Annotated in this window: 9 protein-coding genes; 4 read left to right on the forward strand and 5 right to left on the reverse strand. The window is 72.6% G+C overall.

All coding sequences use genetic code 11. From position 1 onward, the window contains the following. Window positions 1-57 precede the first annotated feature (57 nt). Window positions 58-1,428: a zinc-dependent metalloprotease gene (locus tag ESP57_RS17290; RefSeq protein WP_056014408.1), complete on the forward strand. Its 1,371-nt coding sequence runs from the start codon at window positions 58-60 to the stop codon at window positions 1,426-1,428. Window positions 1,429-2,256: 828 nt separating this feature from the next. Here the strand turns inward: ESP57_RS17290 and ESP57_RS17295 are convergent. After that, a complete protein-coding gene (locus ESP57_RS17295; protein WP_056014997.1) occupies window positions 2,257-4,071 on the reverse strand; it encodes an ATP-dependent helicase in 1,815 nt (604 codons plus the stop codon). Between the two features lie 2 nt (window positions 4,072-4,073). After that, a complete protein-coding gene (gene nudC / locus ESP57_RS17300) occupies window positions 4,074-5,024 on the reverse strand; it encodes an NAD(+) diphosphatase (protein ID WP_056014411.1) in 951 nt (316 codons plus the stop codon). Window positions 5,025-5,185: 161 nt separating this feature from the next. Here nudC and ESP57_RS17305 point away from each other — a divergent pair, with 161 nt between their 5' ends. Continuing rightward, window positions 5,186-6,406, forward strand: a complete 1,221-nt coding sequence (locus ESP57_RS17305; RefSeq protein WP_207904581.1) for a phosphotransferase — start codon at window positions 5,186-5,188, stop codon at window positions 6,404-6,406. On the opposite strand, the gene ESP57_RS17310 is transcribed toward ESP57_RS17305, so the two are convergent. Continuing rightward, a complete protein-coding gene (locus tag ESP57_RS17310) occupies window positions 6,334-9,696 on the reverse strand; it encodes an ATP-dependent helicase (protein ID WP_129232374.1) in 3,363 nt (1,120 codons plus the stop codon). The two genes, ESP57_RS17305 and ESP57_RS17310, sit on opposite strands and share 73 nt — an antisense overlap. Beyond that, complete coding sequence (locus tag ESP57_RS17315) at window positions 9,693-12,800, reverse strand: UrvD/REP family ATP-dependent DNA helicase (RefSeq protein ID WP_129232375.1); 3,108 nt, start codon at window positions 12,798-12,800, stop codon at window positions 9,693-9,695. The genes ESP57_RS17310 and ESP57_RS17315 overlap by 4 nt, the downstream gene beginning before the upstream one ends. 93 nt (window positions 12,801-12,893) lie before the next feature. Here ESP57_RS17315 and ESP57_RS17320 point away from each other — a divergent pair, with 93 nt between their 5' ends. Further along, on the forward strand, window positions 12,894-13,118 hold the full coding sequence (locus ESP57_RS17320) for a DUF3107 domain-containing protein (protein WP_056014418.1): 225 nt from the start codon (window positions 12,894-12,896) through the stop codon (window positions 13,116-13,118). Between the two features lies 1 nt (window position 13,119). Then, complete coding sequence (locus ESP57_RS17325; RefSeq protein ID WP_115962091.1) at window positions 13,120-13,431, forward strand: hypothetical protein; 312 nt, start codon at window positions 13,120-13,122, stop codon at window positions 13,429-13,431. A gap of 90 nt (window positions 13,432-13,521) precedes the next feature. Here the strand turns inward: ESP57_RS17325 and ESP57_RS17330 are convergent, their stop codons facing one another. Then, window positions 13,522-14,244 (reverse strand): ferritin-like fold-containing protein, encoded by a 723-nt coding sequence (locus ESP57_RS17330; RefSeq protein ID WP_056014424.1) that lies wholly within the window; start codon window positions 14,242-14,244, stop codon window positions 13,522-13,524. Between the last annotated feature and the right edge of the window lie 110 nt (window positions 14,245-14,354).

Here is a 14,354-nt window from a genome sequence, read left to right on the forward strand (position 1 = left end):
CACTCCGCCGTGCCCCCGCGTTACGGTTGAACCAGACGCGACTGGGAGGTGGCGAAAGTGGCCGATCGGCAAGATGAGCCCGACGACCGGAGCCCCGAAGACGAGTTCCGCGAGATGCTCCGCGAGATGCTCTCGGGCGGCGGCGGCATCGATCCGTCGAGCCTCGCGGGCGCAGCAGGCCTGCCCAACGACCCGGCGAGCCTGGCAGCACTGTTCTCGCAATTGCAGCAGGCGATGAACAAGGCCGACGACGGCATCGACTGGGGCGTGGCGGTCAAGCAGGGAGAGGAGCGCGCCGCGAGCGGCCAGCTCCAGGTCGGCGACGACGAGCGAGCGCGGTTCGACCAGGCCTTCCAGGTCGCCTCGCTGTGGCTCGACGAGGCCGTCGACTTCGGCGCACTGCCCACCACTCCCGAGCTCATGACGCGACGCGCGTGGGTCGCCGCCACGATGCCGATCTGGTCCCAGCTGGCAGAGCCCGTCGCCCTCTCGATCTCCGACGCGCTCACGCGGGTCATGAGCGAGCAGGCTCCCGAAGAGATGCGCTCGATGATCGAGGGCGCGAGCCGCATGATGCGCGGCATCGGCGGAGCACTGTTCGCGATGCAGCTCGGCCAGGTCGTCGGCCAGCTCGCCACCGAGGTCGTCTCGGGCGGAGACATCGGCATCCCCCTCCTCGACGACGGCCGTGCCGCGATCCTGCCGCAGAACGCCGCGGAGTTCGGCAACGACCTCGACATCCCGACCGATCAGATCGAGCTCTACCTCGCCGTTCGCGAGCTCGCCCACGCGCGCCTCTTCCGGCACGCGCGCTGGCTGCGCCTCCACCTCATCACCGCCATCACGGCGTTCGCCCGCGGCATCGACATCGACACCGACCGGCTCGAGGAGCTCGCAGAGGGCTTCGACCCGTCGAACACCGAAGAGCTGCGCAACGCCGTCGTCAACGGTGCGCTGATCCGCGCGAAGAGCGAGTCGCAGCAAGCGGCGCTCGCACGTCTCGAGACGATGCTCGCGCTCGTCGAGGGCTGGGTCGACGCGGCGACCGCCGATGCCACGGCTCGACTGCCGAAGTCCGTCGCCATCGCCGAGACGATCCGTCGCCGCCGCGCTTCGGGCGGTCCGGCCGAGTCGGCCTTCGCGACCCTCGTCGGCCTCGAACTGCGGCCACGCCGCCTTCGCGAGGCGACCGCCATGTGGCGCGCGGTCACCGATGCGGTGGGCGTCGAGGCGCGCGACGCCCTCTGGTCGCATCCCGACCTGCTGCCGACCGCCGAAGACCTCGACGACCCCACGGGCCTCATCGCTCGCCTCACGGGCACCGAGACCACCGAGGCCGACGACGAGTTCGACCAGGCCCTCGAACAGCTGCTCCGCGGAGAGACGCCGGCGGCGCCCGGCGAAGACGGCGAAGAACCCCCGAGCTGAACGCGGGCTGAGCCGCCGCGCTGAACGACTCGCAGGCCGAGCCGTTCCCGCGCGCGCGAACCTGTGGAGGGATTCCGCGGATCGGCGCGCGATTCCGGCATGCTCTCGGCATGTCCCCGCGCATCGACCCGGTCCTGCCCATCGTATGGCGCTCCCCCACCGAGTTGCAGTTCGGTGCCACGCCGCGCGTCGTGCTGCACGATCCCGGCGCGTTCGAGACGGGGCTCATCTCGGCGCTCCGGCACGGCGCATCGACCTCGACCCTCGAAACCATCGGCACGGCCCTCGGCGGCACTCCCGACGACGTGCGGGCATTGCTCGAGCTGCTCGCCCCGGCGTTCGAAGCGGTGACGGATGCCGCGGCATCCGCTCGACCGCGACATCGCATCGCCGTGGACGCACCGCGCGAGATCGCCGACCGCCTCGCCGAGCACCTCACGATGCTCGGCTACGAGCCGGTGCGCGCCGATGACGATGCGCTCGCGGCCGAGGACGTGGCGCTCGCGGTCATCGCCGCGACCTGGGTGGTCTCGCCCGCCCGGCACCTGCCGTGGCTGCGTGCCGACGTGCCGCACCTCGCGGTCGTGTTCGACGACGAGGGCGCGCGCGTCGGCCCGCTCATCGAGCCGGGCGACGGGCCGTGCCTGCGCTGCCTCGAGCTGGCACGGCGCGACGCCGACCCCGCCTGGCCCGTGATCGCCGCCCAACTCGCCGGTCGTCCGGCAGCGAGCTGCACGCCGAGGGCCGTGCACGATGTCGCCGCACTCGTCGCCTCAGTCGTCGACGACCGACTCGCCTGGTCGCGGCACCCGCTGCGGGGCGCCTCGATCAGGCTCGGCCGACCGGGCGAGACCGCGACGCCGGCGCAGCACCCGTGGCACCCCGAGTGCGGGTGCCGAGCTCCTGCAGGAAGCGCGACGGCTCCCGTTCGCCTCGATACCCGCCGCCCTGACGCGGCCAGCTCAACTCGAGGCGCCGCCGTGCCCGCGTGATGCCGACGTACAGCAGTCGCCGTTCCTCGTCGATGGCGTCGAAGCTCTTCGCGTAGGCGATCGGGAGCATGCCCTCGGTCAGTCCGACGATGTAGACGTGGTCCCACTCGAGGCCCTTGGCCGAGTGCATGGTCGCCAGCGTCACGGCGGCGACGGTCGGCTCGTGCTGGGCCTCGGCCCGGGCGCGCAGCTCGTCGGCGAACGTCCGGAACGTCGTGCCGGGCGGCGCGTCGTCGACGAGCCTCGCGATCGCGTTCAACGACTCCCATCGGGCGCGCACCGCGCCCGGACCGTCGGGCGCCTGTGCGCTCCAGCCGAGGGCGCGCAGCACGTCGCTGACCGACTTGAAGAGCGGCTCGCCCGCCACGGTGAGCGCGGCGGCGCGCAGGGCGTGCACCGCTTCGCGCACCTCGGGCTGGTCGAAGAAGCGCGAGGCACCGCGCACGCGCGAGGCCACCCCGACCTCGTCGAGCGCCCGCTCGAGGATCGCGGTCTGCGAGTTCACGCGCATCAGCACCGCGATGGACTCGGGTGCGGCACCGGCGTCGATGCTCGCGCGGATGCGGGTCGCGACGCCTCGGGCCTCGGCGAGGTCGTCGGCGTACTCGGTGATCGAGGGCTCGCCGGTGTCCTTCAGGGAAGTCTGCGGCTTCGTCGCACCCGACGGCGTCGGGGTGGCGGCTGACGCCGGCGCCGCGGCATCCGTCTCGTCTGCATCGGTGACGGCCTCGAGCCGCAACGCGCCCGCACGACCTCGCATGAGCCGGTTCGCAGTGTCGACGATCTCGCTCGTCGAACGGTAGTTGCGCTCGAGCCGCACGACCGTGGCGCCCTCGTAGCGGCGCTCGAAGTCGAGCAGGTAGTCGGCGCTCGCGCCCGCGAACGAGTAGATGGTCTGGCTGGCGTCTCCGACGACGCAGAGATCGCGGCGACCGCCGAGCCAGAGGTCGAGCAGCTGCTGCTGCGCGGGCGAGACGTCCTGGTACTCGTCGACGATGAAGTGACGGTAGCTCTCGCGCACGTGCATGGCGACGGATGCCTCGGACTCGATCATTCCGGCCATGGCGAGCAGCACGTCTTCGAAGTCGAGCATGCGCCGTTCGTCCTTCAGCGACTCGTAGGCGTCGACGACCGCGAGGAACTGCTCTGCGGTGAGGTTGCCCGGCGCACCCCGCGTCGCGAGGCGAGTGGCGTAGCTCTCTGGCCCAGCCCCAGAGACCTTGCGCCACTCGATCTCGGCCGCGACGTCGCGCAGGGTCGCCGTGTCGACCCGCACCCGAGCACGCTCGGCCGCCTGGCCGAGCAGACGCCCCTTGAACTCGAGCACCCGGGGCGCACCGCCGCCGACGACGATCGGCCAGAAGTGGTTGAGCTGCGCGAGGGCCGCCGCGTGGAACGTGCGCGCCTGCACGGCACCCGCTCCGAGGGCCCTGAGCCGCGCCCGCAGCTCGGCGGCGGACCGCGAGGTGAAGGTCAGGGCCATCACCCGGGCCGGGTCGTAGGTCCCCGAGGCCACGCCGTACGCGATGCGATGGGTGATCGCCCGGGTCTTGCCGGTGCCCGCGCCCGCGAGCACGCACACGGGCCCGAGCAACGCCTCTGCCGCGACGCGCTGCTCGTCGTCGAGCGCGTCGAGCAGGGGGTCGGACACAGTCACGACGTCGACCAAGCGAGCCCCGCCCCCTCGGCATCGAGCGGGGCGCCGTACCAGCGCTCGAGCAGCCAGCGTGCGATCGAGATGCCTCCCGGCAGCCCGATCTCGGCCTGCGCGGCGACGATCTCGTCACGTGAGAACCAGCGGAGCTCGAGGATCTCCTCACCGTCGGGCACCGCCGAAGAGGGCACCGCGCCCGCTGCGATGCGCGCCGTGAAGCCCAGCATGAGACTCGCCGGGAACGGCCACGGCTGCGAGGCGACGTACTCGACCCGGTCGACGAGGATGCCCGCCTCCTCCTCGATCTCGCGCACCACAGCTGCCTCGAGCGCCTCGCCGGGCTCGACGAAGCCCGCGAGCAGCGAGTAGCGGTTCTGCGCCCAGAGGGCGTTCGATCCGAGCAGCACGCGGTCGTCGTCATCGGTCACGAGCACGATGACGGCAGGATCGGTGCGCGGGAAGTGCAGGCTCTCGTCGACCGTGCACCGCCGGGCCCACCCGGCCTGCACGGGAGTCGTCTCGGCGCCGCAGCGCGGGCAGCGACCGTGGCGTTCGTGCCAGTTCGCGAGGGCGACGGCCTCGACCAGGAGGCTCGAATCGCGAACGCCCAGCACGGCCGCGGCATCGCGGAGTCCCTGCCACCTGGCCGATTCGGGCTCGATGGTCGCCGCGGCATCCTCATCGAAGACCCGCAGTTCGAAGCGGGAGCCGTCGGCCCGGCCGAGGTAGCAGCGCAGCACCGGCTCGGGAAGGGCGTGCGGGTGCGACAGCTGCAGCGCCGGCGCCGAACCGTCGATGCGCTCGGCCATCAGCGCCCGCCCCCGGTGCACGGCAACGACCTTCGTCTCGGGGTCGGCGTCGAGCACGGCCTCGAGCTCGCCATCCGCGCGCGACGCGGCATCCCGGTCGATCGTCGATTGCGCGAACACCGGCGATGTCGGTTCGATCACGTGCCACCCCTCGTTGCCCGGGTCGGAGTCGGAGTCGGCCGGAAGGCGTGGCGGTCGCCCGCAGTCGCGATTGCCTGCTTAAGCTGAATGCCATGGCCAGACCTCCTCTCACTCTAGCCGCGTTGGCCACGGCGGCGGTGCCCGGACTCGAGGTGCGAGCCGTGCGTGCGCACACTCGCAGGAGCCACGGCGCCTACGACGCGGTGCTGCTGCACAGCACGGACGACCGCATGCTCGTGCTGCGCGTGCCCCGCTCGCAAGCCGCCGAGTCCGAGCAGTCGGCCGACCTCGTGGCACTCCGCGCACTCACCCCCGGCATCCGCTCGCGCCTGCCGTTCGCCCTGCCCGAGGTCGTCGGCCAGGCGCCCATCGACGGCACCCGCGCCGTCGTCACGACCTTCGTTCCCGGTGCCGCGCGCTCCGCCGACGAGCTCACCGAGCACGACGGCATCGCCACCTCGGTCGGCCTCGCCCTCGCCGCGGTGCACGCGCTGCCGACGGGCTTCATCGCCGACGCAGGCCTGCCCCGCCAGACCGCCGACGAATCGCACGACGCCGTCGTCGAACTGATCGACCGGGCCGCCGACACCGGACACCTGCCCGCCGCGCTGCTCCGGCGCTGGGAGGAGGCGACCGATGACGCCGCACTGTGGCGGTTCCGGCCGACCGTCGTGAACGGCGCGCTCGCAGCCGACTCGCTCCTCGTCGACGGCGACACCGTCACGGGCCTGATCGGCTGGTCGGCGCTCGCGCAGGGCGACCCCGCCCGCGACCTGCACTGGCTGCTCACCTCGCGCGGTGCTGCCGCCGAGCGTGCACTCGACGCCTACTTCGGCGCCCGCGCCGGTGAGGCCGATTCCCACCTGCCGCAGCGAGCGCTGCTCTACGGCGAGCTCGAGCTCGCGAAGTGGCTCCTGCACGGCGTCGAGGTGCGCGACGATGCCATCATCGCCGACGCGGTCGGACTCCTCGACGGGCTCGTCGAGAGCGTGCACGACCGCTCGAGCGAACCGCTCTCCCCCGAGACCGGGCCCATCCTCACCGTGGGCGACGTCGAGCGCATGCTCGACGAGACGCCACGCGACGGCCTGTCGCGTGAAGCCGGCGGCAGCCTGCTCACCGACAGCTACGACTTCTCCGATCTCGAGCGTCGCGAGGCGGGCGAACGCGATACGGCGCCGTTCGACGCGACCGCGCCCATTCCGCTCGACCTCTCGGACTGGGGCGACGCGTCACCTTCAGCTGAAGAGCGGGCCGAGCCGGCTGAACCGGTCGGCCCGGCAGATCCGGCCGCCGATCGACGGACTGGTCAGCGCGGCGAGGGCACCGGCTCGGATGCCGCGACCGACGCCCAGGCACGCCGCAACGCCGCCTCGTCGTAGATGGCGTCGGGCCTGATGACCTGGTCGTCTTCGACGAAGTAGAAGACCGCGTCGATCGCGTCGGGTTCGACGCCGGCCCAGTTCGCGTAGGCGAGCCGGTAGAGGGCGAGCTGCGTCTGCTTCAGTTCGAGATCGTGGGCGTCGCGCGGTGCCTTGCCCGTCTTCCAGTCGACGACCTGATGACGGATGCCTCGCCGACCGAGTTCGCTCGACGGCTCGACGTCGAACACGGCATCGAGCTTGCAGACGAAGACGTTGTCGCCGATCGGCAGGTGCAACTCGATCTCGACGGCGGAGGGCTTGCGACCACCCCACTCCGACGCCTCGAACGTGGCCTGCAGCGTTCGGAGCCGCTCGGCGGTCGGGTCGGCCACCCGTTCGTCCGGCGGGATGTCGAGTTCGGCGTACGCCTCGAGTCCGTCGAGGGCATCGATGGCGGCGGCCTCGAGCTCGCCCGTCGAGCGCTGTTCGACCCACTGGTGGAACAGCGTGCCGATACGGGTCGCCCGGTACGGCCGCTGGGGCATCGGCCGGCGCAATTGCGCGGCGACGGCGGCGGGATCGTCGACGTAGTCCTTGAATCGGGAGGCGGGCACGCGCACGGGCACCTCGGCGGTCGCCGGCCCCTCGGCGCGACGTCGACGCTCTTCGAGCAGCAGCCGGATGCGATCGGCGAGCACGGGACCGATGCCCTCTCCGCTCGGGCGAGCAGCGGCAGCCCGCACGGCTTCGGCGGCGGCGACAACCGTGTGGTGGCGCACGCCGAGCGGGTCGAGCGGCCAGCGGACGCGCTCGGTCGAGCCGGCGCGCGGGTTCTCGTCGTGTTCGGGCGCGCCGGGCAGCACGCCTGCATCGATCACCCCGGCGGTCACGAGCTCGCGCAGGAACGGGCTCGGCTTGCGCGGCGCCTTCTGGCTCGCCCACCACGACCCGGTCAGCAGCAGGTCGCTGCGAGTGCGGGTGAGCGCGACGTAGGCGAGGCGGCGCTCCTCTTCGGCATGACGCTGCTTGTTCTCCTCGGCGAAGTCCCCGACCGCGCGGTCGAAGTCGGCTTGGCTCTGCACGCCTCGCCACTGCAGTTCGGGCAGCTCGTCGGCGTCGCCCTTGAACTCGTTGGGAAGCTCGCCGAACGAGAGCCACCCCTTCGACGAGCGCGGCTTCGACGGCAATTCGTCGTCGACCATGCGCGGAATGGCCACGATGTCCCACTCGAGACCCTTCGATCCGTGGATCGACAGCACCTGCACCGCGCCCGGCTCGGGCTCGTCTTGACGCGGCGCGAGGCGGTCGCGCTGCTCGGCCTCGGTGAGCCAGCCGAGGAAGGCGCCGAGCGTGGCGTGCTCCGAGACCTCGGCGAATCCCGCGAGCAGTTCGTCGAACGCCTCGAGGCTCGGCGCCCCGAGCGGTTGCGAGGAGTTCGCGGCGACCTCGATGTCGAGCAGGAGCTCTTGCTGCACGAGGCTGACGAAGTCGACGAGGCCGAGCCCGGCCCGGCGACGCAGCGACTGCAGCTGCGCACCGGCGCGCCGCATTCGGGCGAGCCCGACCTCGCTGAACGCGGCGAGCGCCGAGTGCGAATCGGGCGCGACGAGCAGGAAGTCGAGGGCGTCGACGATGGAGGGCGATTCATCGGGGGCGATCGAGGCACGGAGCCCCGCGCGCACCTCATCGCCGAGTCGCCTCGTCGAGAGGTCGCGATCGGCGAGCCATTTCGCGAGCGAGTGCAGCGCCGCGAGATCGGCCGGCCCGATGCGCCAGCGTGCGCCGCCGAGTACCCGCACGAGCTCGGAGCCTGCGGTCGGGTCGTTGAGCACCCGGAGCACGCACACGAGGTCGGCGATCACGGGCTGGTCGAGGAGGCCCGCCATGCCGAGCACGTGCACGGGCACACCCCGCGCACGGAGCGCGGCGGTGAAGATGCCGACGTTCGCGAAGGTGCGGCAGAGCAGCGCACCGCTCCGTGCTCCCGTTTCGGGTGCCACGCCACGCCCCGCACGACCGAGGCGCTCGGCGAACCACGAGGCCACGAGGTCGGCCTCCTCTTCGATCGTCTCGGACCAGGCGGCCTCGAGCCGGCCGGGCTGGGCGAAGGGTGACGCCCCGAGCGGGGCCTTCGGAATGCCCGCGTCGAGCGGCAGGATCAGCGTGTTCGCGCCCTCGAGCACGATCTTCGGATTGCGCCAGCTCGTCGAGAGGTCGTAGACGGCGGCGTCGCCCCCGGGCGCGAAGTCGCGGCCGAAACGTGCGAGGTTCGCCGCACTCGCGCCGCGCCATCCGTAGATCGACTGGTCGGGGTCGCCGACCGCCATGACCGACTGCTCGCCGAACAGGGCCGAGAGCAGGCGGGTCTGCACGATGCTCGTGTCTTGGTATTCGTCGAGCAGCACGGTGCGGTAGCGCTCGCGGTGCGCGGCGACGACCTCGGGATGGCGCTCGCAGATCGCGAGGGCGAGCGCGACCTGGTCGGAGAACTCGACGAAGCCCTGCTGCTGCTTCGCCTCGGCGTACGCGTCGGCGAGTTCGAGCAGCGGCGGCAGCGCCCCGACGATGCCGAGGGCGTCGACGAACGACGCGAAGTCGGTGCGCTTGCGCGGTGCCTCGATGGGCAGCCCCTCCATGGCGAGGAAGTCGCGAGTCATCGCGCGCACGTCGCGGCTGTCGGCGACGTTCTCGGCGAGCGCGCGACTGAGCGACAGCACCGCGCCCGTGACCTTGTCGAGCGAGGCGTCGAGCTCGACGAGCCGCGGGTCGGCCGAGGCCGCCACGACCGAGCGTGCGAGCTGCCAGGCGGATGCCTCGCCGAGCACCGCCGCATCGGGCTCGCGCCCGATGAGCATCGCGTGCTCGCGGTAGATGGCGCTCGCGAAGGCGTTATAGGTGCCGACCGACGCCGACTCGAGCGGGTCGAGCGAGACGTCGGCGATGCCGAGCGAGACGAGCTGGGCGATGCGCTCGCGGATGCGCTCCGCGAGCTCGCCCGCCGCCTTGCGGGTGAACGTGAGCCCGAGCACCTCGGGCACGGCGACGTGCCCGTTCGCGAGCAGCCAGACCACGCGGTTGGCCATCGTCTCGGTCTTGCCGCTGCCGGCGCCCGCGACGACGATGCTCTGGCCGCGCGGGTCGGCCTCGATCACCGCTCGCTGCTCTGCCGTCGGCGCATGCAGCCCGAGCCGTGCGGCGATGTCGGCAGCGGCGATGTCGCTCGGCGCGCTGTCGCCCGCGGCGATGCCGCCCGCCCCGATGCCGCCCGCCCCGATGCCACCCGTGGCGAGACCGCCCGCCGCCGTCATGCCGAGACCGCCGGCACGAGGTGCACGCGATACTGCCAGCCGCCGAACCTGGAGCGGTAGCCGAGTTCGGCCGGCCCATCGAACTCACTGCCCGACATCGTGCGGGCGACGTCGCCGAGGCGCTGCCGGAACTCGGCCTCGGCCTCGTCGTCGAACGGCTGCTGGGCCCGCTCGGTGAAGGCGTTGCCGCGCGTCGGCTTGGCGAGGTAGACGAGCTTCGCACCGCCGAGCGTGCCGCTGTTCGGCACCTCACCGGCCCGTGCGGCCAGCTGGTACGCGGCGAGCTGCGGGTGCGCGGCCGTCTCGGCGGCCGACGGCGGGGTGCGCCCCGTCTTCAGGTCGACGATGACCGTGGTGCCGTCGGCCGAGGCCTCTACGCGGTCGATCGTGCCCGAGATGCGCACCCGGTCGACGATGAGCGTGAAGCGCCCCTCTGCGCCGAGCAGCACCTTTCCGTCGTCGACGAAGTTGGCGAGGTAGTCGGATGCGCCTTCGGCCATGCGCCGTGCACCCCGGCGTTCGCGCTCGGCCACCCAGCCCGCCTCGAACCGCAGTTCGCGCCAGCGCTCTTCGACGGCGGCCCACAGCGTCTCGATGCTCGTGTCGCCGTCGTCGCGGGCGCCCGCCTCTTCGACGACGGCGTGCACGATCGTGCCGATCGAGGCGGCCAGACCCGACGGCGGCGAGGCCACGTGGTCGATGAACCAGCCGAGCGGAGACTCCTCTGCGCGATCGATCTGCGACGGCGAGACCGAGACGAGCGCCTCGGGATCGCCCTCGAGGTCGACGAGCGGTGCCGTGGTCGACGGCTCGGCGAGTCCGTACCACTCGTCGGGGTGAGCACCGGGTACGCCCTGCTCGGCGAGCAGCGCGAGCGCGGCGGGGGCCTCACCGCCGCCCGAGCTCGTCGCCTCTTCGCGCAGGGCGCCGACGAGGCCGCGCAGGTGCAGCGGCCGACGACGGGAGGTCTTGATGCGCTCGCTCGCGTAGCCCATGAGCATCGACGGCTGCTCGTCGTCGTTGGCCGTGCAGCTCAGCACGAGCTGGCGGCTCGCACGCGAGGCCGCGAGCACGAAGAGCCGCAGCTCGTCGCCGCGAACGAACGCACGGGCCTCGGCGACCGTCTCGGGCGCGGGAAGCGGCGCACCGGCGCGGGCGGCGGCGACGACGCGCGGCAGCAGGGCGGCATGCAGCAGGGTGCCGCGTGGCCGGAGGTTCGGCCAGACGCCGTCTTGCAGCCCCGCGATCACGACGACTTCGAACTCCCGGCCGATGACGGCAGGCGGCGTCGTCACGACGACGGTCTCGGCCGAGCGCTGCGGCGCGAGCGAGTCTTCGGGCAGCTCGCTCGCGAGCACCTCGTCGACGAATCGCACTGGCGGTGCGTCGGGCTCGCGTTCGACGAAGCGCTGTGCGGCGGCGAAGAGGGCCACCGCAGCATCGAGTGCTCGGTTGGCCTCTTCGGCCAGCACGCCCGTGCCTGCGGCCTGCGCGGCCCACTCCGTCGCGAGCCCGCTGCCCTCCCAGATCGACCAGAGCACCTCTTCGATCGTGCCGCCGCGCAGGGCGACGCCTCGCGCCGTCGCGAGCAGTTTCGCGAGTCGTGCCGCACGTCGTGCGGGCGCGGCGTCGATCGTCTCGAATCCGCCTGGCGCGCCGAGCGCCTCGACGAGCAGTTCATCGGCCGTGCGCGAGCCTTCGTTCGCAAGCTCTTCGTGCCGCAGGGCGAGGCGGAGCCGGCGGAGGCCCACGCTGTCGAGCCGGCCGATCGGCCCGGTCAACACGGTCACCGCGAGCTCGGGCGTGAGCGGCTCCCGGTCGAGCACGAGCGAGGCCGCCGCGAGCAGCGCTGCGGCGGCAGGGGCGTCGCGCAGCGCGGTGCGCGCGGCGTTGCCGGCGGTGGGCACGTCGGCGAGCGCGAGACCCCGCTCGAAGGCGGGCACGTCGCCACCCGAGCGCAGCACGACGGCCATCGACGACCACGGCACGCCGTCGAGCAGGTGGCGTTCACGCAGCACGGCGGCGACCGCCTGGCACTCGGCCGCGTGCGACGGCGCCTCGATGCCGAGCACGGCGGCGAGCGGGTCGATCTCGGCATCGGCCGGCGTCTCGCGCACAGCCGAGCGATGCGTGCCGCCGAGCGCGGTGCCGATGTGGCTGCTCACCGATTGCACGATCGAGCGCAGCTCTGGTCGACCCCGGTGCACGACGGGCAGTTCGATGCGCTGCACGGCCCCGGTGCCGAGCACCGAGCCGAGCGAGCCGAGCAGCTCGGCGCGACCCCCGCGGAATCCGTTGGAGGCGACGTCGGGGTCGCCGAGCGCGATCACCGCGACCCCGCGGGCCGCGAACGCCCCGAGCAGCGCGGCGGTCGACTCGGTCGCCTCTTGGGCGTCGTCGACGACGATGAGCCGCACGCGCGCGAGCAGCCCGAGGGCCGCCTCGGCCGAGGCATCCGTCGTGCTGCGGCGCACGATCGCGGCCGCGAACGCGCCGAGTTCGGAGGAGTCGTACTGGTTGGGTCGCAACTGCGCCTTCACCTCGTCGTACTCCTCGAGGAACGCCGCGGCCGCGACCCACTCGGGTCGGCCGGTGCGCTCGCCGAGCGCGGCGAGGGAAGGCCCGTCGACCCCGTGCTCGACGGCCCGCATGAGCAGGTCGCGAAGCTCTGAACGGAACCCCCGCAGCACGCGCACCTCGGGCGTCAGCGGATCGGGCCAGACGGGCCCGAACCCGTCGCGGATGCCGCCCTCGAGCAGCTCGCCGATGATCTGATCGTGCTCGGCACCCGTGAGCAGCGTCACCGGGGCACCGGTGAACGCGCGCACCAGCTGGAACGCGAGCGAGTTCGCCGTGCGGGCGAGCGGCCCTCGCGTGGTGACGCCCAGGCGCACCGCGAGCCGGTCGCGCAGCGCGGTCGCCGCGACCCGTGTCGCCGACAGCACGAGCACCTCGTCGGTGGCGTGGCCGAGACGCTCGATGCGGTCGGCCACGAGCTCGACCGCGAAGGTCGTCTTGCCGCTGCCGGGTGCCCCGAAGACCGCCACGTGCCCATCTGCCGCGAGCCTCGAAACTGGGGCGTCGGATGTCGCGGTGACCTGCATGTCGGCAACGCTAACGGGTTCCGCCGACAGTGAACCTGCACCGGCCCCGCGAGCCGGTGTCGTAGGGTTGGCGCAAGAGCAGAAAGGCGTACCGTGGACGTTCGCATCGGCATTCAGAACTCCCCCCGTGAACTCGGTTTCGAGACCTCGCAGTCAGCTGCGGAGGTCGAGCAGGCGGTCGCCGCGGCCCTCGCCGGCCAGTCGCCGCTGCTGACCCTCACCGACGACAAGGGCACCCGCTACGTCGTGCCCTCGGCCGCACTCGCGTACGTCGAGATCGGTTCAGAGGAGTCGCGCCGCGTCGGATTCGTCGCCTGACATGGAGCTCATCTTCGTCGTCGTCGGCGGCGCCATCCTCGGCCTCGCCACGCAGTTCGTGGTGCCGCTCCGGCACCTCCGCGGCGTGGCCGTGGGCTCGGCGATCGGCGCCGGCGTCGCCGCCGTCGTGTGGGTCGCGTTGACCTGGCTCGGCTGGCCGTGGGACGGCGGATGGATCTGGGTCGCCGCCCTCGTGGCGTCGGCACTCGTGCCGGCCGCGGTGCTCTACCTCATCTCGCCGCGCCGGGAGCGAGCGGATGCCGTGCTCTTCGAGCGCCTGTCCCGACCGGGCGCAGACGCCGCGAGCGCCTGACGCGTACCGCGCCGCTCGTTGTTCGGCCGTGAGGTCGAGCGCGCGCAGGTGGTGGTTCAGCGCCCGCTCAGAGGATGAGTCGCTGCACGCTCAGGCCGTGAGGCCGAGCGCGTCCATGCGCCGCGTGTGCGCCGCGATGAGCTCGGTGAAGACCGGCTCGACATCGGCACCGCGGTCACGCGAGTCCGACGCGCGCAGCGCGGATCGCGCGATGAGCAGCGTGTCGCCGACGAGGCTGCGCCCCCAGAGGGCCAGTCGGTCGGCGAGACCGGGCTCGGCCTCGGCCTCGATCGCGGCGAACAGCTCGTCGTGCAGCACGCCCGCCGACGCCTCGTCTTCCGCGAGGATGGCGCGCACCCGCGTCGCGAGTTCGCCGGGCAGGCCTTCGGCGAGCCTGGAGAAGTAGTCGTCGAGCATGCCCGACGTCACGTGGATGCCGAGCAGCAGCTCGTACCAGTCGGCGCCCGCGCTGGCCTGGCGGAATCGCTCGGCCGCAGGCGCGAACGGCGCCATCACCTCGACCGGCTCGGCTCCGAGCCGTCGGAGCTCGGCGATCAGGGCGTGGTGCTGACGCAGCGCGCCGCCGGCGGCGCGACTGAGCCCCTCTTTCGCCGAGAGCGTGGGGGCCGTCGCGACGGAACGCGCGAGCGACTCGAAGAACTCGAGCTGGATGTACGCGGCTTGGCCGAGGAACGGCACGGGCTCGGGCACGAGCTCGGTGAAGTCCACCTTCGCGAGGTCGGTCGGAGCGACGCGCGGGCGCAGCCGAGGCAACTCGGGGCGCGCGATGCGCCGATTCGACCAGAAGACCACGCAGACAGCTTACCGACGCGTGCCGCCGGACTCGGCTCCGGGCGGCGACGAAAGGCAGCTTCCGAGGCGTTCAGGGAGTCTCGGATAGGGTAGAGGGTGCATGCGGGCGA

Origin of the sequence: Agromyces fucosus (assembly GCF_004134865.1) — a bacterium.
GTDB lineage: Bacteria > Actinomycetota > Actinomycetes > Actinomycetales > Microbacteriaceae > Agromyces > Agromyces fucosus.